Genomic DNA, 18,074 nt, shown 5'->3' on the forward strand with positions numbered 1-18,074 from the left:
GGGTGGCACTCTGGACCTATGCCGGAACTCCCCGAGGTCGAAGCGCTCAAGGACTTCCTCACCGAGCACCTGGTCGGACACGAGATCGTCCGCGTGCTGCCGGTCGCGATCAGCGTCCTGAAGACGTACGACCCTCCGCTCACCGCGCTCGAAGGCCGCGAGGTCACCGCCGTACGGCGGCAGGGCAAGTTCCTCGACCTCGCCACCGACGGCGGCCCGCACCTCGTCACCCATCTGGCCCGGGCCGGCTGGCTGCACTGGAAGGACCGCCTCCCCGACGGGCCGCCCCGCCCCGGCAAGGGGCCCCTGGCCCTGCGGGTGGCCCTGGAGACCGGCGCGGGCTTCGACCTGACCGAGGCCGGTACCCAAAAGCGCCTCGCGGTGTACGTCGTGGCCGATCCGCAGCAGGTCCCGGGCGTCGCCCGGCTCGGCCCCGACCCGCTCGCCGACGACTTCGACGAGGCCCGCCTCGCCGCGCTCCTCGCGGGTGAGCGCCGCCGGCTCAAGGGCGCCCTGCGCGACCAGAGCCTGATCGCCGGGGTGGGCAACGCCTACAGCGACGAGATCCTGCACGCCGCCAGGATGTCGCCGTACAAACTGGCCGGGTCCCTCACCGCGGAGGAGACCACCCGCCTGTACGAGGCGCTGCGCACCACCCTCACCGAGGCCGTCGAGCGCTCCCGCGGTCTGGCCGCGGGCCGCCTCAAGGCCGAGAAGAAGTCCGGCCTGCGTGTCCACGGCCGCACCGGCGAACCCTGCCCGGTGTGCGGCGACACCATCCACGAGGTCTCGTTCAGCGACTCCTCGCTCCAGTACTGCCCGACCTGCCAGACCGGCGGCAGACCGCTGGCCGACCGGAGGATGTCACGGTTGCTGAAGTGAGGGGCCGGTGGCGGAGCCGGCCGGGCGAGCGGGCCGGTCAGGTCGTCGGGGGCCACCACTCGATCATCACGATCGTCGCGTCGTCGCGGAGCCTGCCGGGCTGGGAGTCCAGGATCGAGTGGATCAGGCGGCGCAGGATCTCCGGCGCCAGTTCGCCGCCCGCGATGGCCCGGATGACGTAGTCGGCGAACCGCTCCAGGCCGAACTCCTCGCCGTCGCGGGTGCGCGCCTCGGTGACGCCGTCCGTGTACAGCAGCACCCGGTCGCCCGGCTGGAGCGCGAGCTCATGGGTCGGCCGCGCCCGGCCGTCGAGCAGCGCAGGCAGCCCCATCGGCGGATCGGGCTCCCGCTCCATCGCGTCGACCAGCAGCCGCTGGTCGCGGATCAGCAACGGCGTCGGATGCCCGCAGTTCGCCCAGCGCAGCACGCCGCTCGCCAGGTCGAGCTGGGTGAGCACCCCGGTGCAGAACTGGTCCGGCAGCCACTGCGACAGCGCGTCGTCGACGCTCTTCACCAGCTCCGGCAGGTCGGCGCCGGTGCGCCGGGCGTTGCGGCAGGCCGCCAGCGACACCGCGGTGGTCAGCCCGGAGGCCAGGTTGTGGCCCATCGCGTCGAGGACGGCGGCATGCAGGGTGGTCTCGGTGAGCGAGTGGTCGAAGGAGTCGCCGCCCAGCTCGTAGGCGGGCTCCAGGACCGCCGTGGACACCACGTGCGCGGTGCCGATGGTGCGCGGCGGCAGGAAGGCGCGCAGCATCTCGGCGGGCAGCTGCATCGGTTCGGTCCGGGTGCGCCGTACGAAGGAGTCCTTGTAGGCCCGTTTGGAGGTGACCATCATCGCCAGCAGGGTCGCGAGGCTCCGGCTGCGGCGCAGGGAGACCGGGCTGAGGGTGGGCTGGTGCACCGCGAGGACGCCGAGCCGTTCCGCGCCGTCCAACAGCGGCAGCCACGCCGTCATCCCGCCGGTCTCGGACTCCTCCACGCGCAGCGACTGGGTGCGGTAGGTCCAGCCGGCGAGCGAGTCGTCGATGGGCAGGGCGGAGGCCACGTCCGTCAGCGGGACGAGCTGGCGCTGCTGGAGGTCGGCGAGGTAGACCACGGAGTGCTGAAGTCCGAGAGCCTTCGAGCAGCGCGCCGCCGCGGTCGCCAGCTCCAGCGCCGGGGTCTCCGGGTCGGCGAGGAACTCCTCCAGCAGACCGTCACCGGTCTCTGCCGTCGACACGTCTCTCCCCTCGTCGGGACCGCGGGCGCGGTCGGGTGGCGTCCCTCAGCAGTCTCACACCGTGGCCTGCGGCCCGCCCGGCGGCCGGGGCGCCGGGACGGACGGCACGGCCGTACGGGTGAGAGGTCCCGACGACCTCGGGACCAAGGTCCCGTATGCGGACGTGGTGGCTCCGGGCAGTACGGAGGACAGCACATCCGACCGAGCCGACGTCGAGGAACAGCACCATGCCGACCGAAGCCACCGCCCGCACGGGCACCACCGTCCGAGCCGCCCCCGCGCCCCTCGCCCCACACCGCCCGCACCGCCCCCGCCCCGACGCCCCGACACCGCCCCCGACACCGCCGCCGGCTTCCGGCGGCTGCTCGCACTGCCGGACGGACCCGAGCGGGACCGGGTGCACGAGGAGGTGCTGCGCGCGTGGCTGCGGATGGCGTACCGGATAGCCGGGCGCTTCAGGGACAGGGGCGAGAGCACCGAGGACCTGCGGCAGGTGGCCGCGCTGGGCTTGGTGAAGGCGATCCGCCGCTACGACCCCTCGCGCGGGCCCTTCGAACCGTTCGCCATCCCCACTGCGAGAGCGTCAAGGACGCCGTACGCCGCCTGCCCGGCCAGGAGCGGGCCATCCTCTACCTGCGCTTGTTCGAGGACTGGTCCCGGACCCGTATCGCCGAACGCCTCGGCATCTCCCAGATGCACGTCTCCCGCCTGCTCAGCCGGACCTGCACCCGCCTGCGCGAGGAGACACCGCCGGTGGGGGAGCGCGTGACGGACTGAGGCGGTGCGGCGCGGGCGGGGACCCACGTGGTCAGGACGTGTCGATCCGCACCAGACGTTCCCCGGTCGCCGTCCGCACCTCGTAGCGGTCGATCTGCTCGGGGTGCAGGGCCGCCGACCCTTCCACGGTGTTGGGGCGGGCGTCGTGGCGGGGGACGCTCCAGGTGGCCAGGGTCTCCTCGGAGCCGTCGCGGCCGACGGCGACCAGCCGGCAGGTGCGGGGCCCCGCCGCGTCCTTCACCTTCAGCTCCACCCGGCTGCCCGAGGCCGCGTCCTCGGCGGTGACCTGCGCCCACACCCCGGACCGCGCGTCCGTCGCCGCGACCCGCACCACCCCGTTCCCGCCCGCCGACACGACCGCCGCCCAGGGCCCGCCGACCGCCAGCACCACCGCCGCCGCCACGGCGCACAGCATGCGCCGCCGCCGCGCCCGGTGCCGTGCCGTGACCTCGCCGAGCAGCCGGTCGAGCAGGCTCGGTCCGGGCCGGGCCGCCGGGTGCACCACCCGCGGCGTCGCCTGCCGGTAGAGCATCAACTGCCGTGTCGTGGGCCCGAATTCGGTGACCTGGGCCGTGCACCGCGGGCATTCCATGAGGTGATCCTCGAAGCGGAAGGCCTCCGCCTCGTCCAGCACGCCGAGCGTGTACGCGCCGACGTCGCGATGCCTCTCCAGGGACCTCATGCCGCATCCTCGTGCCGTTGGGTGGGTGTGGGGTTACTCCGTGCACCCACCGGTACGCACGCGGCGGCCGAATCACTCAAGCCGCGACCGCAATCGCGGCCAGGGATTCGGAGCCGCCGGGCCTGAGGATTGGTCCGTTCGGAAAAAGGCCGGATCCGCGGGCGAACAGCCCGCGCCGGAAGAGCCCTAGAAGAGGTGGATGGCGAGGTGGCCGAGCGGCAGCCCCAGCTGCCACGCCGGTGTCCACACCTTCGGCCCGTCGTCCTCGCCCACCACCGGACCGCCACCCGGTACCGCGTTCAGGTCCGGGGCGAGCAGTTCGGTCTCCTCCAGCCAGCGCCAGGCCGCCGCGGCCAGCTCCAGGTCCGGTGCGGGCCCGCCCGCCTCGGCCGCCGCCGCGGAGAGCTGCGCCATGCGCTCGCGCACCCAGTCCTGCCAGGGCTGGTCGTAGGCGGTCAGCGACAGCCAGGTCTCCAGCTGGGAGACGACCCGGATGCCGGGCAGCTCGCCGCCGGTGTCGGACAGGAAGATGGTGAGCGCCAGGGCGTCGCGGCCCGCGCGGAACTCGAACGACGTCGGCGGCATCAGATCGCCGGTCCGCAGCAGTTCGTCGGCGATGTACTCGGCGTAGAACCAGGCCATGGGGACGGCCGGCGCGCCGTCCTCGGCGCCGTCCGTGCCGTCCGTGTTCTGGTGACCTCTGTGCGGCATCCCTTCCTGCCTTCCTCCGTCGCGCGCGTCGCCCGGCCCCGGGCTCGGGGCCTGTCCCCGTCCGGAACACGCATGAGGACAGCCGATACGCAACGGAGGCCCTCAGCAAGGCGCTTTACGGAGGCTTGACCCGGCCGTCGGTTTCACCGCAGGTCGGATGCGTATCCGGGAAGCACCCGACGCAGGGCGCGGATCGCGTAGTACGCGCGGGACTTCACGGTACCGGGCGGGATCCCCAGCGTTTGCGCGGCTTCCGCCACACTCGCCCCCTGGAAGTACACGAGCACCAGGACTTCACGGTGCTCCGGAGTGAGTGTCTTCACAGCCTCGCGGACATCGAGCATCGCCGCGGCCCGCTCGGCGTGGTCGGAGATCACCCGCGCGTTCTCCAGCACCGCGTCCCCGACCTCCGCGGGCCGCGCCTGCCGGGCCCGCCGGGCGTCGATGGCGAGCCGCCGGGCCACGGTCAGCAGCCAGGGCCGTACGGAGTCGAAGTCGTCGGCGCGCAGGGCCTCGGGATGCTGCCAGGCGCGCACCAGCGTCTCCTGGACCAGATCCTCGGCGCGCTGCCGGTCGCCGTCGCACAGGCGCAGCAGCAGCGCGAAGAGGGGCCGGCCGTGCTCGCGCTGGAGCGCGGCGAGCTCGTGCTCGGCGGTGGTCCCGTGGGTGAGGGTGGTTCCGGCCGTCATGGCCGTATGGCATCGCAGGGCGCCGGAGCGGGACAGGGCGCGCACACGGATCTGCGGCGGACGGTCGAACGCGTCGGCGAACGGTACGACGAACGGTCCGACGCGTCCGACCGCGCGCACCGGACGGGTTAAAGGGACCCGTGGGGCTGTTTGCCGTCGTGTACAGCTTCGTACCTATTCGTAGGTAGATACGACCGCACTGGGGAAGCTGATGATCGTACGCATCGCACGCAGACGGCAGGTGGCCATCGCCCTGACGGCGCTCCTCGCCGCGGGCGCCGCCTGCCAGGCCCAGCACCAGGAACCGGCCGCGCGGGCCGGGCACCCCGCGCCGTCCGCCGCCCCCGGCGGATTCACCCTCGTCGCCGGCGGCGACATCCTGCCGCACACCTCGATCATCGAACGGGCGCGCTTCGACGCGGGCGGCACCGGATACGACTTCCGGCCGATGCTCTCCGGCCTCGGCCCCGTCGTCGCCCCCGCCGACCTCGCGCTGTGCCACATGGAGACCGTGTACGGCGCCGACGGCGACTACACCGGCCACCCGGTCCTCACCTCGCCGCCCGAGGTGGCCCAGGCCCTCGCCGCCACCGGCTACGACGGCTGCTCCACCGCCTCCGAACACAGCCTCGACGACGGCTCCGAAGGCATCCGGCGCACCCTGGACGCCCTCGACCGCGCGGGCGTACGGCACGCCGGGGCCGCCCGCACCGAGGGCGAGGCCCGCACCGTCACCGTCCTGCGGGCCGGCACGGCACAGGTCGCCCACCTCGCCTACACCTACGGCACCAACGGCCGACCCCTGCCCGCCGGGCAGCCCTGGGCGGTCGACCTCATCGACGAGGGCCGCATCGTCGCCGACGCGCGGGCCGCCCGGGAGGCGGGCGCCGACGTGGTGGTCGTGTCGATGCACTGGGGCACCGAATGGCAGGCCGAACCCGACCAGCGCCAGCTCTCACTGGCCGAGAACCTCACCGCCTCCACCACCCGCGGCCGCCCCGACATCGACCTGATCCTCGGCACCCACGCCCACGTCCCGCAGGCGTACGAGAAGGTCAACGGCACCTGGGTGGTCTACGGCATGGGCGACCAGGTCGCCGGCGAGATGTACGACAACGCGGGCGTCCAGGACCCGCGCGCCAACCAGTCCACGCTCGGCCGCTTCACCTTCCGCCCGCCCGCCCGTCCCGGCGGCCGCTGGGAGGTGGCCCGCGCCGAGTTCGTCCCTCTGCTCTTCGACGTCGACGCAGGCCGGGTGGTCGCCCTCAACCAGGCCCTCGCGCAGGGCGCCGACGTGCGGGGGGTGCGCGACCGGATCCGCGACGTGGTGCTGAGCCGGGGCGCGGCGGAGGACGGGCTGATGATGGGGGAGTGACCGCCGCCGGGCGCCGCCCGGCCGTCGTGCCGGCTCAGGGCCGCGGCCGGCTCAGGGCCGCGGCCGGCTCAGGGCCGCCGCCGGGCCGGGCCCTGTCGTTCGGCCCGGTCGGCCAGCTTCGAGTGCCGGTACGAGTAGGCGAAGTAGACCACCAGGCCCAGCGCGAACCAGATGGCGAACCGCACCCAGGTCTGCCACTGGAGGAACGTGATCAGCCAGATGGAGAAGACCACACCCGCGGCCGGCACGAACGGCATCCAGGGCGTACGGAAGGTGCGCGGCAGCTCCGGCTGCCGGTAGCGCAGCACGATCACCGCCACGCACACCACCACGAACGCCAGCAGGATGCCGATGTTGGTCAGCTCGGCCGCCTCGCCGATCGGCAGGAACCCGGCGATGGCGGCCGACGCCACCCCCACGATCCAGGTGACCCGGGTCGGCACATGCCGGGTCGGGTGCGTCTTGGCGAACCAGGCGGGCAGCAGTCCGTCCCGGGACATCGCGAACCACACCCGCGTGACGCCCAGCATGAACGTGAACATGACCGTCAGAATGCCGATGATCGCGCCCACCGCGATCACGTCCGCCAGCCCGCTCAGTCCCACCGACTTGAACGCCGTCGAGAAGCCGCTCTCCTTGTCGATCTCGGTGTAGTTCTGCATCCCGGTCAGCACCATGCAGGCCGCGACGTACAGCACCATCGAGATCGCCAGCGAGTAGATGATCGCCTTCGGCATGTGCCGCTGCGCGTCCTTGGACTCCTCGGCGGCGGTCGACATCGCGTCGTAGCCGAACACCGCGAAGAACACGGTCGCCGCACCGGTGAACGCGCCACCCACCCCGTACGGGAAGAAGGGGTCGTAGTTGGCCGTGTCGATGTGGAAGACACCGACCCCGATGACCAGCAGCACCACCAGCACCTTCAGGATCACGACCACCGTCTCGAACCGGGCCGCGTTCTTGATGCCCAGATTCAGCAGATACGCGATCAGCAGGCACAGCACCGCCGCGAACAGATCGATCCGGTGACCGCCGCCGGTGCCCGGCGCGCCCAGCATCCAGGCCGGCAGATCGGCGCCCAACTCCCCGACGAGGAAACTGAAGTAGCCGGAGATGCCGATCGCCACCACCGCCACGATCGCGGTGTACTCCAGCAGCAGGTCCCAGCCGATGAACCAGCCCGCCAGCTCGCCGAGCACCGCGTACCCGTAGGTGTAGGCGGAGCCCGCCTTCGGGATCAGGCCCGCGAACTCGGCGTACGACAGCGCCGCCGCGGCGCTCGCGACACCGGCGATGAGGAACGAGACCACGACCGCGGGTCCGGCCGTGCCGTTGGCCACCGTGCCCGCGAGGGTGAAGATGCCGGCGCCGATGATGCCGCCGACCCCGATCGCGGTCAGCTGCCCCAGACCGAGGGAGCGGTCGAGGCGTGTGCCCTCCACGACCTCCGTCTCCTCGATGTGCTCGATCGGTTTGCGACGGAGAACCCCTTGACCCGCCCGGAGCCCGGCCATACGGCCACCTCTTCACGCTCGGCAAACGGCTGACGGCGGATCATGATGTCTCAGCCGCGGGCCCGGGCAAAGGCGCCACGCACGAGCGCGGCGGTTACGGCACCACCGTCACCGGCCACCGGCCGGCCTTCACCAGCCGGATCGCGACGGAGCCGACGATCCGGTGGCCGGCCTGCTCGGAGGCGCCGACCACCACGGCGTCGGCCTTGAGCTCGTCCGCGGCCCTCACCAGCCCGTTGTAGGGGTCGCCGCGCAGGGTGTGGAACTCCCAGCGCACGTCGAATATCCCCTTCACCCGCTCGGCCGCCTCCCGGATCTGCGCCACCAGCTCCTCGGCGATCTCCTCGGTCGTCCCCGCGACCGGCGCCCCGAGCGCCGCGCCCCCGGCCATCACCGGCTGCACGTACACCACGGCGAGCAGCGCGCGCTGCCGCCGGGCCAGCCCACCGGCGTAGGCCGCGGCCCGCAGCGAGGAGTCGGATCCGTCGACGCCGACCAGGATCACCTTGGGCCCGTCGGTGCCCCGCTCGAACTGGTACGAGTGCTGTTCCGTCACGGCCCGAGGCTATCGGAACACGCCAGTCCACAAAGGGGCTGTGCCTGCGGCCTGCGTCCCAGTAGCTGTGCCTGCTGCCCGCGTCCCGGCGCCCGCGTCCCGGCGCCCGCGTCCCGCCGCCCGTGTCCGCCGCCCGCGTCCCGGCACCCGTGTCCGCCGCCCGTGTTCCGGCGGTCGTGCCTGGCGCGCGTCTCGCTGGCCGTGTCTGCCCCCCCGTGTCCCGCTGCCCGCGCCCCGCTGCCGGTGTCCGCCGCCCGCGTCCCGCTGCCTGCGTCCCGCCGCCGGTGTCCGCTGCCTGCGCCGCGCCCCCGCGTGCCGACGGATGTGCCCGCTGCCCGCGTCCCGCTGGCCCTTCCCGCCGGCTGCGTCCCGGCGGTCGTGCCCGACGCCCGGCGGTCGTGTCCGTTGCTCGGACCCGGCGGTCTGTCCCGCCGCCGGTGTCCGCCGCCCGCGTCCCGGCGGTCGTGCCTAGCGGTCGTGTCCGCCGCCCGCGTCTCGGCGGTCGTGCCCGCTGCCCGTGCGGCCGCCGGTGCCCGCTGCCCGCGTCCCGACGGCAGTGCCCGTCGCCCGCCTCCCGCGCCCCGCCGGCCCTTCCCGTCGCCCGCGTCCTGCCGCTCGAGCCCGCCGCCCGTTCGGCGGCCGCCGGCACCCCCCGTCGCACCTCCGACGGCGGCCCGCATCCGCTGACGGTTCGTCATGGGCCGCACGGGTGGATTCATGCCGCCGCACCGGTGCCGCTGTGGTGCGTCGGGGGCGGAGCGGGCGACTGATGAGTCATGAAGAAGGATCAGTTGCTCACGCGGCGCCGGGTGTTGCTCGCCGGTGCCGCCGCGGTGGGTGCTGCCGGTACCGCCGGTCTGCTCACCCTCGGCCCGGGCCGGGACGCGGTCCGCTCCGCCGCTCCCGCCCCGGGCACACCGGCGCGCCGCCCGCTGCAACCCTCCGCCTACCGCCTCCAGCCCCTGACCGGCTACGGCCCCCCACGCGCGGCCCCCGGCCGCACCCCGGTCCGCAGCGAGCCGCTGCTCAGCGTGTCCGGCCTCGGCCGCACCATGGTGCTGACCTTCGACGACGGCCCCGACCCCCGCTACACCCCGGACATCCTGGACACCCTGCGGACCTACGAGGTCCCCGCGATGTTCTTCGTCTGCGGTGAGATGGCCGCCGCCAACCCGGACCTGCTCGCGCGGATGGCGGACGAGGGGCACGTCGTGGGCAACCACACCTGGTCCCACCCGCTGCTCACCAGCCTCAGCCGGTCCCGGATCCGCTCCGAGATGGAACGCACCAGCGAGATCGTCGAGGAGACCTACGGCGAGCGGCCCCGCTGGTTCCGCGCCCCCTACGGCGCCTGGAACCGGGCGGCCTTCCAGCTGGGCGCCGAGCTCGGCATGGAACCCCTCGCCTGGACCGTCGACACCCTCGACTGGACCGAGCCCGGCACCGGCACCATCGTCGACCGGGTGGAGGACGGCGCCGCCCCCGGTGTCGTGGTGCTCTCGCACGACGCCGGGGGCGACCGCTCGCAGAGCGTGCGGGCGCTGCGCTCCTATCTGCCGCAGCTGCTGGACGCCGGCTACCGCGTCACCGTGCCGCGCCGCCACCCTGTGTGACCGCGGGCCGCCCGCCCGGCCGGGGACCGTTCAGCGGACCTCGACCAGGCGGGCGAAGGCGACGACATTCCCGTCGTAGCCGTTCTGCTTGGAGAATCCGCCACCACAGGTGATGACCCGCAGTTCCGGAGCGCCTTTCGACGCGTAGACGCGGTCGCCGGGGAAATTGTTCTTCTCGAAAACCTCGACGCCGTAGATCTCGAACACGGCCGTCTTCGCGTCCAGGCGGGACACCTCGACGCGATTTCCCTTCTTCAGCGCGCCGAGCCCGTAGAAGACCGCGGGCCCCTGCTGATTGTCGACATGGCCGACGACGACGGCGGTGCCCTTCTCGCCCGGCGAGACCGCCCCGGTGAACCAGCCCGCCAGGTTCGGGTCCTCGGCCGGCGGCGCGTCCACCCAGCCGTCCGCGTCCAGGCCCACCGGGATGGTCGGCGCGTCGACCTGGATCGCCGGGATCCTGACCCGGTCCGGCACGGCGTACGGCAGCGCCTGCGCCGTCTGGCCGAAGGCGTCCTGCACGGCGCTGTCCGCGGCCGCCGCCGAGGCGGGCTGCGGCGGGCCCACGTCGAATTCCCCCGAACCATTGCGAATGAGCGCGAGGCCGGTCAGCAGAACAAGCGCTATCACGCCCCAAGGGGCGCGCTTCTTCCGCCGCTCCTCCTCTTCGGCCAACTCGGACAGCTCTGATGCATACATTCGCCATCCCCTCTCGACGCGGCCGTCGCCGCGTCCATTCGCGCATATGAGAACGCTAAATGGAGTCCATGCAACCGGCGACGGGACAGAGGCGAACGGGTGGCCCGCCGCCGGGCGTGGTGCGCCATCCGAGTTGCCGTGACCAGGAAATTTCTGACGGGGCGTGACCTGCGGCAATATCCGATTGTGCGGTTTTCGTCCGGCGTGTTGGCTCACCAGGACGGACCATCGCCGAAATGCGGCGTGCCGCACGGCCGCTGAGGGTCTTTTCCGGGAGGCGCTTTCTCGCCGATCGACCGGGGACGGGCCCCGGGGCGTCTTCCGCGGAGGATCACATGCGCAACTCACGTGTCCTGGCGGTTTCCGCCGCCGCGGTCGCCGCCCTCGGCCTCGCCGCCCCGGCGGCCGTGGCCTGGGACAACCCAGGGGGAAATCAGAGCGGTGTCTCCAGCAGCAATTCCGGTGGGGACCAGGGCGGCGGCTCGGGGGGTGACGGCGGCGGCGATTACGGCGGTAACGGAAACGGCGGAAACGGCGGAAACGGCAACGGCGGTAACGGCGGCGACGGTGGCGGCGGCAATGGCGGCGGCAACGGCGGAAACGGGGGTGACGGAGGAGGTCACGGAGGGGGCAACGGGGGCGGTAACGGCGCCGGTGGGAACGGCGGCGGGAACGGTGGCGGCAACGGCGCCGGCGGGAACGGCGGGGGCAACGGCGGAAACGGGGGTGACGGAGGAGGTCACGGAGGGGGCAACGGCGGCAACGGGGGCGGTAACGGCGCCGGTGGCAACGGCGGAAACGGGGGTGACGGAGGAGGTCACGGAGGAGGCAACGGTGGCAACGGCGCCGGTGGCAACGGCGGCGGCAATGGTGGCGGTAACGGTGCGGGCGGTAACGGTGGCGGCAACGGCGGCCACTCCGGTCACGGCCCGAGCAACATCGTCGCTCTGCCCAGCGTGATCGCCCGCGGCGGACAGATCACGATCACCGTCGACGGCTGCCCCCGCGGCGGCACCGCCAGCTCCGGCGCGTTCCGCAACACCTCCCTCAGCCCGATCAGCGGCGCCAACCAGACCTCCCGGGGCAGCGCCACGATCAACGAGAACGCCCGCCCCGGCAGGTACGACATCACCGTCGACTGCGCCGGCCGGACCCTCACCCGCCCGGCGGCCTTCACCGTCCTCGGCGGCGTGCGCGGCGGTCTCGGCGGCAGCAGCTCCGCCGGCGCCACGCCGACCGACATGGCGATCGGCGGCGGTCTGGTCGCCGCGGCCGTCGTCGGCGGCGGGGTGTTCTGGATGCGCCGCCGCTCCGAGAAGCGGATCTGAGCGCGTACGGTCCTTCGCCCCGGCTCCTCCAGGGAGCCGGGGCGAAGGCGATGAAGGGCCGTCAGCCCTTGGCGTCGGGGAAGAGCTCCAGGAACGGGTCCGCCGTCGCCGTGATGCCCCGGCTGTAGGGCGCGTCGAAGTCCCAGATGAGGAAGAGCAGGAAGGCGATCAGCGCGGAGAACAGCCCGGCGAGGATCAGCTCGCGCGCGGTGCGCCGGATCTGCAGGGCGAAGACCATGCCGATGGTGATCGCGGCACCGACGAGCAGACCGAACCACACCACACCCGGCATGGTCGGCTCGGTGGAGTCGGCGCGGGCGCTGCGGGCCTGGTCGGCGGCGGTGACCTGGTCCATGAGCGGCTGGTACGCCTGGGCCTCGAAGTCGCTTCGCGGCTCGTAGTCGGTGATGTCCTCGCGGAGGCGCGCCATCAGCTCGGCGCCGCGCTCGGTGACCTGGCCGCCGTCCGCCATCGCCTTCCACTCGGTGGTGACGACATGTCCGACGTAGGTGTTGACATCGTCCCGGATGCGGTCGCGGACGTCGGGCGGGTAGACCCGCACCCGTTCCGAGATCTCGTGCAGCGCCTGGGCCTCGGCGCGCACATGGTCCTGGGCGACACCGCGCGCCTCCCAGACACCCGCGATGGCCAGGCCCAGAACGATCGCGTAGACCACGCCGATCCACATCGTCATGTACTCGATGACGTCCGGGGTCTCGCTGGGATCCTCGTCGTCGCTCGCGGTGCGGTGCCGTACAAGCGTGATGACGACGACCACGACGCAGGCGGCCCCCATCGCGAGGGTGAGAACAAGCCATTCCGGCAACGGATTCCTCCAGGGATCAGCGCGGACGCAGCGCGGCGACGGCGACCACCGCGGGGGCGGTGATGAGCAGGACGTAGGTGACCGGCGAGGGGGCGTGGTGGACGGGCCGCGGGTGCGGTGCGGTGCGGTACTCCGGGTAGCTCACCGGGGTCGCGGAGGGCCGCGGGCTGGGCGCCGGCCTCGGCTTCGGGGTGGGAGTGGGGGCGGGCGGTGGCGGGGGAGCGGGCGCCGGGGGCGGTGCCGGGCGGGGCGGCACGGGCCGCGGGGCCGGTGGGGGCGGCGGAGGCGGTGGCTCGGGCTCCGGGGTGGGCGTCGGCTTCGGCGGCGGGCTGGGTGTCGGTGCGGGGGGCGGCTTCGGCGGCGGTGGCTTGGGAGTGGGGGTGGGTGTGGGGGTCGGAGTGGGTGTGGGGGTCGGGGTGGGGGTCGGGGTCGGGCACGTGAGACTTCCCGCGACCGACACCGCCTCCGTGCCTCCCGGCCCGGTCGAGGCCCAGGCACAGGCATCGGCGACCGCGACGCCGGCCGGTGCGCCGGCGAGGGCCCACGTCAACGCGGTGAGGGTCAACACCCTTGCGGCGGCGGAGAAATGGGTCGGTTCGGATCCATGCACGCCGAAGATCATGAGGCCTTCCAGGGGCTCGACATGCCCGGGGACCGGGGGAATGCCCCGAAGGAGGGAAGCGGCCGCTCGCACGTTTGAACCCGCAGGGCACCGGCTCGCCCGCGCCGGAACTCCCCGAAAAGAAATCCGCGTCCGCGTTGAACACTCACCCCACCTCCGCCCGTACCCCCTGTCGAGCGGCGGCGCAGCAGGGCGCTGCAACTGCAACAGCCTTGTGAATATGGGGAGTTGACGATGAAGACCTCCTGGCGGAGCGCATCGCTCGCGGCGGGTGCCGTGGTCGTGCTGGCGTTGACGACGGCGTGCGGCCAGGACGGCGCGGGGTCCCAGCCGGCCAGTCAGAACGTCGGCGCCACGGCAGCGGCCGGCGGCTACGGCGGCACGGGCCTCGGGGACGGCACGGAAGCGGGCGCCGGAACCGGTACTACGGATCAGCAGAACGCCGCGGCCGAGGCGCAGCCGGCCGGCAAGCTCGGCGTCTCCGTCAACGCGGAGCTGGGGCGTGTCCTCACCGACGGCGACGGCCGCACCCTCTACCGGTTCGACAAGGACACCGCCGAACCCCCCAAGACCAACTGCGAGGGCGACTGCGCCACCGCCTGGCCGCCGGTTCCCGCGGACGACGCCTCGGCCGGCGCGGGCATCGACAAGAAGCTGCTCGGCGAGGTCACCCGCGCCGACGGCAGCAAGCAGCTGACCGTCGGCGGCTGGCCGGCGTACCGCTACGCCAAGGACGTCAACGCCGGGGACACCAAGGGCCAGGGCGTCGGCGGCACCTGGTACGCGCTCGCCCCCGACGGCAAGAAGGCGGCCCTCGCCGACCTGCCGGGCCTGTCCACCCGCAAGGACGCCGAGCTCGGCGAGATCGTCGTCGACAAGAACGGCATGACGGTCTACCGCTTCATGAAGGACGAGGCCTGGCCTAAGCCGGTCTCGGCGTGCACCGGCGCCTGCCTTGAGAACTGGCCGGTCGTCTCCCCGGTGGAGGCGAACGACACCAAGGGGGTGCAGAAGAAGGGCCTGATGAGCTTCACCCGCCCGGACGGCGCCAGGCAGCAGACGGTCAACTGCTGGCCGATCTACACCTTCAGCGGTGACAACGCCCCGGGCGACACCAACGGTCAGGGCGTCGGCGGCACCTGGTTCGCCGTGGCGCCCGACGGAAAGCCGGTCGGCGCGCCGGACAAGGAGTAGTGCTCGGAGCACTACTCCGGTGAGCCTCCCCTGGTGTCACCGGCGCGCCCGACCCCGGTCCGCCCTCTTCCGCCCCCTCGCGGCAGGGGGCGGACCGGTTTGCCGTCATTCGCCGCGACTCCTCGGCATTCCTCTCCCTTCTTCCCGCCTTCTTCCGCCGCACCGGAACTCTCCGGAATGCCGCCGATACCTCCCGTGGGAACAGCGCGGGCCTCATTCGGCACGTGCCGCAGGCAGTGACCGGGAACGGATGGTCAATTTCCGTTTCGGCTCGCTCCTTTGGCGGGCGATCAGTAGCCTCTGCTCGAACACCGGATCGCCTATGCCTGGAGAGATAGATGGAGCGTCCCGCCTGGGCCCCACGAAGCATCGACATCTCGGTGCCGAGCGTTTCGCGCATCTACGACTACTACCTGGGCGGTTCGCACAACTTCGAGGTCGACCGGGAAGCGGCCCGCAGGGCGATGGAGTTCATGCCGGGGCTCCCGAAAATCATGCAGGCCAACCGCGCGTTCATGCGCCGCGCGGTCCGGTACGCGGTGGAGCGGGGCATCACCCAGTTCCTCGACATCGGCTCCGGCATCCCGACGTTCGGCAATGTCCACGAGGTCGCCCAGGCCGCCGCTCCCGGCTCGCGCGTCGTCTACGTCGACCACGACCCGGTGGCCGTCGCGCACAGCCAGGCGGTGCTCGAGGGCAACGCGGACGCGGACGTGGTCGCCGCGGACCTGCGCAAGCCGCAGGACATCCTGACCAGCCCGCAGGTCGCCCGGCTGCTGGACCTGGACCGTCCGGTGGCCCTGCTCCTCGTTGCCATACTGCACTTCGTGGAGGACGCGGACGACCCGTACGCGGCAGTGGCGCAGTTGAGCGACGCACTGGCGCCCGGCAGCATGCTGGTGCTCACGCATGCCTCGTACGAGGGAATCCCCCTCCCACCGGAGCGGGCCGGGGGTGCGGTGGACGTATACAAGGACATTCGCAACCCGCTGATCATGCGTTCGCGCGACGAGATCGCGCGGTTTTTCGAGGGGTACGACATGGTGGAACCCGGACTGGTGCCGATGCCGCACTGGCGGCCGGACACCGCACCGGAGGACGAGGACCCGTATGCCTTCGCCGGGTTCGCGGGCGTGGGCGTGGGGCGTACGGCGTGAGCGCGGAGCCGGACGGGCCGGAGGACAGACTGCGCCGCTTCGCGACGATCTGGAGCCGGGCGGTCTTCCCGGTGACCGTGACGTCCCTGACGCGGCCCGAGTTCGAGCGTCAACTGCTGCCGCTCGCGCGCCGGTTGAGCCAGGCGCTGCGCGCCAGGGCGTTCGACGCGGCCGAGGGCCGGGCGGTGGGCGCCGCGCTGGTCGCCGCGCACTGCACCGACCCGGAGGCGCTCAGCCACACACTGGACTGCGTGGACGCCTACCTCGTGCTCTACTGCGGCGAGGACGGCGACCAGGAGGACCTGCGGGCCCGCTCCGCGCGCCTCCAGCACGCCATGGCCGCCGGGTTCGCCCAGGCACTGCGCGAACGCACCCTGGCCGAGCAGGAGTCCATCGCCCAGGCCGCGCTGCGCGCCCAGGGTGTCGTCGCCCAGGCGCTGCACGCCAGCGAGGCCCGGTTCCGCGCGGTGTTCGAGGGCGCGGCCATAGGGATCGGCATCGCCGACCTCGACGGCAACGTCCTGGAGGTCAACGGCGCCCTGCTGCGGATGTTCGGCGGCGGCGAGCAGAACGTGCGCGGCCGCAACGTCCGCGACTGGACCCACGCCGAGGACGCGCCGCAGGTGTGGCGGCTGTACGAGGAACTGGTGCGCGGCGAGCGCGAGCACTACCACGTGGAGAAGGCCTTCTACCGGCCGGACGGCACGGCCCTTTGGACCAATCTGACCGTCTCCCTGCTGCGCGACGCCGACGGCAACCCGCAGTACCAGCTCGCGCTGATGGAGGACACCACCGAGCGCCGGCTGCTGAACCTGCGGCTGCGCTACGAGGCCACCCACGACGCCCTCACCGGACTGCCCAACCGCACGCTCTTCTTCGAGCGCCTGGAGAAGGCGCTCAACGCGGGCCCCGGACAGCGCTTCGGGCTGTGCTACCTGGACCTCGACGGCTTCAAGACCATCAACGACAGCCTCGGCCACGCGGCCGGCGACCGGCTGCTCGTCGAGGTCGCCGACCGGCTCCAGTCCTGCGCCACCGCGCCCGGCGAGATGGTGGCCCGGCTCGGCGGCGACGAGTTCGTGGCGCTGACCACCGGCCCCGACACCCAGCACGAGGTCGACGAGCTGGCCGCCCGGATCATGAACGCCCTGATCGCACCGGTCAGCGTGGACGGCCGTGAGCTGACCGTGCGCGGCAGCATCGGCATCGTCGAGGGCCCGGCGGGGGAGCGCAGTGCGGCCGAGGTGCTGCGCAGCGCCGACATCACCATGTACCGGGCGAAGTCGGCCGGCGGCAACCGCTTCGAGCTGGCCGACGCGGAGGCCGACGCCCGCGCCATCACCCGCAACGGGCTGACCACGGCACTGCCGACCGCGCTGGAGCGCGGCGAGTTCTTCATCGAGTACCAGCCGCTGGTCCACCTCGGCGACGGCAGTGTGCGCGGCGCGGAGGCCCTGGTGCGCTGGCTGCACCCGCAGCACGGCGTGCTCGGCCCCGACCGGTTCATCCCGCTCGCCGAGCACACCGGCCTGATCGTGCCGCTGGGCCGCTGGGTGCTGGAGCAGTCGGTCCGCCAGGCCCGCGAGTGGCGCGAACGGTACGCGGGCACCACGTCCGGTCCGCTGCGCATCAACGTCAACCTCTCGCCCTGCCAGCTCACCCACCCCGGCCTGGTCCAGGACACCGTCGACATCCTGGAGGCGGCGGGCGTGGACCCCGACGCGCTCTGCCTGGAGGTCACCGAGTCCGCCCTGATCGGCGCCGACGACGACCTGCTGAAACCGCTGCGCCGGCTCGCCGAGATGGGCGTGGACATCGCCCTGGACGACTTCGGCACCGGCTACTCCAACCTCGCCAACCTCCGCCGCCTCCCGGTGAGCATCCTCAAGCTGGACCGCTCCTTCACCCAGAGCATGCAGCAGTTCCCTGCCGACCCCGTCGATCTGAAGATCGTCGAAGGCATCGTCTCCCTCGCCCACAGCCTGGACCTCGCGGTGACCGTGGAGGGCGTGGAGACCGGCGCCCAGGCCGAACAGCTCCGCATACTGGGCTGCGACACGGCCCAGGGCTGGTACTACGCCCGCCCCGGCCCCCCGGAACGCCTCCACGAACTGGCCCTGGTGGACGCGACGGGCTAGGGGGCGTCTCGCCGATCATGCCGGGCTCCCGGCGTCTGGCACCGCGCCTCGCCGCGTTGTCGTCGGTTGCCATGGCTCCGCCATGCCGCCCT

General features: G+C 72.8%; 16 protein-coding genes and 2 pseudogenes. 8 read left to right on the plus strand and 10 right to left on the minus strand.

Annotated features, from left to right (window positions below; all coding sequences use genetic code 11):
• Nucleotides 1-18: 18 nt before the first annotated feature.
• The gene (locus tag ABT232_RS18035; RefSeq protein WP_351840905.1) at nt 19-882 is read left to right on the plus strand and encodes an Fpg/Nei family DNA glycosylase; all 864 of its coding nucleotides are present in this window, start codon (nt 19-21) and stop codon (nt 880-882) included.
• Nucleotides 883-919: 37 nt separating this feature from the next.
• Here the strand turns inward: ABT232_RS18035 and ABT232_RS18040 are convergent, their stop codons facing one another.
• Nucleotides 920-2,101 carry a PP2C family protein-serine/threonine phosphatase gene (locus ABT232_RS18040; RefSeq protein ID WP_351840906.1) on the minus strand — a complete coding sequence of 394 codons (1,182 nt, stop codon included), beginning with the start codon at nt 2,099-2,101 and terminating at the stop codon, nt 920-922.
• A gap of 361 nt (nt 2,102-2,462) precedes the next feature.
• On the opposite strand from ABT232_RS18040, the pseudogene ABT232_RS18045 reads away from it, so the two are divergent.
• Nucleotides 2,463-2,878, plus strand: a pseudogene (locus tag ABT232_RS18045) (sigma-70 family RNA polymerase sigma factor).
• A gap of 31 nt (nt 2,879-2,909) precedes the next feature.
• On the opposite strand, the gene ABT232_RS18050 reads toward ABT232_RS18045, so the two are convergent.
• The 3 genes from ABT232_RS18050 to ABT232_RS18060 form a co-directional block, all read right to left on the minus strand.
• Nucleotides 2,910-3,560, minus strand: coding sequence for a zf-HC2 domain-containing protein (locus ABT232_RS18050; RefSeq protein ID WP_351840907.1), 651 nt, complete (start codon nt 3,558-3,560; stop codon nt 2,910-2,912).
• A gap of 186 nt (nt 3,561-3,746) precedes the next feature.
• The gene (locus ABT232_RS18055) at nt 3,747-4,271 is read right to left on the minus strand and encodes a hypothetical protein (protein WP_351840909.1); all 525 of its coding nucleotides are present in this window, start codon (nt 4,269-4,271) and stop codon (nt 3,747-3,749) included.
• A 143-nt stretch (nt 4,272-4,414) separates the two neighbouring features.
• On the minus strand, nt 4,415-4,960 hold the full coding sequence (locus ABT232_RS18060) for a sigma-70 family RNA polymerase sigma factor (protein WP_351840911.1): 546 nt from the start codon (nt 4,958-4,960) through the stop codon (nt 4,415-4,417).
• Nucleotides 4,961-5,171: 211 nt separating this feature from the next.
• Here ABT232_RS18060 and ABT232_RS18065 point away from each other — a divergent pair, with 211 nt between their 5' ends.
• Complete coding sequence (locus tag ABT232_RS18065) at nt 5,172-6,335, plus strand: CapA family protein (RefSeq protein WP_351840913.1); 1,164 nt, start codon at nt 5,172-5,174, stop codon at nt 6,333-6,335.
• A gap of 68 nt (nt 6,336-6,403) precedes the next feature.
• Here the strand turns inward: ABT232_RS18065 and ABT232_RS18070 are convergent, their stop codons facing one another.
• Together ABT232_RS18070 and ABT232_RS18075 are read right to left on the minus strand one after the other, a co-directional pair.
• Complete coding sequence (locus ABT232_RS18070) at nt 6,404-7,849, minus strand: amino acid permease (RefSeq protein WP_351840915.1); 1,446 nt, start codon at nt 7,847-7,849, stop codon at nt 6,404-6,406.
• Nucleotides 7,850-7,943: 94 nt separating this feature from the next.
• Nucleotides 7,944-8,405: a universal stress protein gene (locus ABT232_RS18075; protein ID WP_351840917.1), complete on the minus strand. Its 462-nt coding sequence runs from the start codon at nt 8,403-8,405 to the stop codon at nt 7,944-7,946.
• Nucleotides 8,406-9,181: 776 nt separating this feature from the next.
• Between ABT232_RS18075 and ABT232_RS18080 the strand changes: the two genes are divergently transcribed.
• Nucleotides 9,182-10,018, plus strand: coding sequence for a polysaccharide deacetylase family protein (locus ABT232_RS18080; protein ID WP_351840919.1), 837 nt, complete (start codon nt 9,182-9,184; stop codon nt 10,016-10,018).
• A gap of 30 nt (nt 10,019-10,048) precedes the next feature.
• On the opposite strand, the gene ABT232_RS18085 is transcribed toward ABT232_RS18080, so the two are convergent.
• Entirely contained in the window at nt 10,049-10,717 is a 669-nt protein-coding gene (locus ABT232_RS18085) for a class F sortase (protein WP_351840921.1), read from the minus strand.
• Between the two features lie 344 nt (nt 10,718-11,061).
• The gene (locus ABT232_RS18090; protein WP_450871793.1) at nt 11,062-11,538 is read right to left on the minus strand and encodes a hypothetical protein; all 477 of its coding nucleotides are present in this window, start codon (nt 11,536-11,538) and stop codon (nt 11,062-11,064) included.
• Between the two features lie 46 nt (nt 11,539-11,584).
• On the opposite strand from ABT232_RS18090, the pseudogene ABT232_RS18095 reads away from it, so the two are divergent.
• A pseudogene (locus ABT232_RS18095) lies at nt 11,585-12,045 on the plus strand (hypothetical protein).
• 61 nt (nt 12,046-12,106) lie between these two features.
• Here the strand turns inward: ABT232_RS18095 and ABT232_RS18100 are convergent.
• Nucleotides 12,107-12,871: a bestrophin-like domain gene (locus ABT232_RS18100; RefSeq protein WP_351840922.1), complete on the minus strand. Its 765-nt coding sequence runs from the start codon at nt 12,869-12,871 to the stop codon at nt 12,107-12,109.
• Between the two features lie 16 nt (nt 12,872-12,887).
• The gene (locus ABT232_RS18105; RefSeq protein ID WP_351840924.1) at nt 12,888-13,016 is read right to left on the minus strand and encodes a hypothetical protein; all 129 of its coding nucleotides are present in this window, start codon (nt 13,014-13,016) and stop codon (nt 12,888-12,890) included.
• Nucleotides 13,017-13,727: 711 nt separating this feature from the next.
• Here ABT232_RS18105 and ABT232_RS18110 point away from each other — a divergent pair.
• The 3 genes from ABT232_RS18110 to ABT232_RS18120 all read left to right on the plus strand — a co-directional run bounded on the left by ABT232_RS18110 (nt 13,728) and on the right by ABT232_RS18120 (nt 17,982).
• Nucleotides 13,728-14,687, plus strand: a complete 960-nt coding sequence (locus ABT232_RS18110) for an SCO0930 family lipoprotein (RefSeq protein ID WP_351840926.1) — start codon at nt 13,728-13,730, stop codon at nt 14,685-14,687.
• A 338-nt stretch (nt 14,688-15,025) separates the two neighbouring features.
• Complete coding sequence (locus ABT232_RS18115) at nt 15,026-15,844, plus strand: SAM-dependent methyltransferase (protein WP_351840928.1); 819 nt, start codon at nt 15,026-15,028, stop codon at nt 15,842-15,844.
• Nucleotides 15,841-17,982, plus strand: coding sequence for a putative bifunctional diguanylate cyclase/phosphodiesterase (locus ABT232_RS18120; RefSeq protein ID WP_351840930.1), 2,142 nt, complete (start codon nt 15,841-15,843; stop codon nt 17,980-17,982). The genes ABT232_RS18115 and ABT232_RS18120 overlap by 4 nt, the downstream gene beginning before the upstream one ends.
• Nucleotides 17,983-18,074: the final 92 nt, after the last annotated feature.

It is taken from the genome of Streptomyces sp. NPDC001532, from assembly GCF_040298625.1.
GTDB lineage: Bacteria > Actinomycetota > Actinomycetes > Streptomycetales > Streptomycetaceae > Streptomyces.

What these genes read in the sequence shown, in the direction of transcription:
- ABT232_RS18035 (WP_351840905.1), top strand. Translation starts at nt 19, where the DNA reads ATGCCGGAACTCCCCGAGGTCGAAGCGCTCAAGGACTTCCTCACCGAG.
- ABT232_RS18050 (WP_351840907.1), bottom strand. Translation starts at nt 3,560, where the DNA reads ATGAGGTCCCTGGAGAGGCATCGCGACGTCGGCGCGTACACGCTCGGC.
- ABT232_RS18055 (WP_351840909.1), bottom strand. Translation starts at nt 4,271, where the DNA reads ATGCCGCACAGAGGTCACCAGAACACGGACGGCACGGACGGCGCCGAG.
- ABT232_RS18060 (WP_351840911.1), bottom strand. Translation starts at nt 4,960, where the DNA reads ATGACGGCCGGAACCACCCTCACCCACGGGACCACCGCCGAGCACGAG.
- ABT232_RS18065 (WP_351840913.1), top strand. Translation starts at nt 5,172, where the DNA reads ATGATCGTACGCATCGCACGCAGACGGCAGGTGGCCATCGCCCTGACG.
- ABT232_RS18070 (WP_351840915.1), bottom strand. Translation starts at nt 7,849, where the DNA reads ATGGCCGGGCTCCGGGCGGGTCAAGGGGTTCTCCGTCGCAAACCGATC.
- ABT232_RS18080 (WP_351840919.1), top strand. Translation starts at nt 9,182, where the DNA reads ATGAAGAAGGATCAGTTGCTCACGCGGCGCCGGGTGTTGCTCGCCGGT.
- ABT232_RS18085 (WP_351840921.1), bottom strand. Translation starts at nt 10,717, where the DNA reads ATGTATGCATCAGAGCTGTCCGAGTTGGCCGAAGAGGAGGAGCGGCGG.
- ABT232_RS18110 (WP_351840926.1), top strand. Translation starts at nt 13,728, where the DNA reads ATGAAGACCTCCTGGCGGAGCGCATCGCTCGCGGCGGGTGCCGTGGTC.
- ABT232_RS18115 (WP_351840928.1), top strand. Translation starts at nt 15,026, where the DNA reads ATGGAGCGTCCCGCCTGGGCCCCACGAAGCATCGACATCTCGGTGCCG.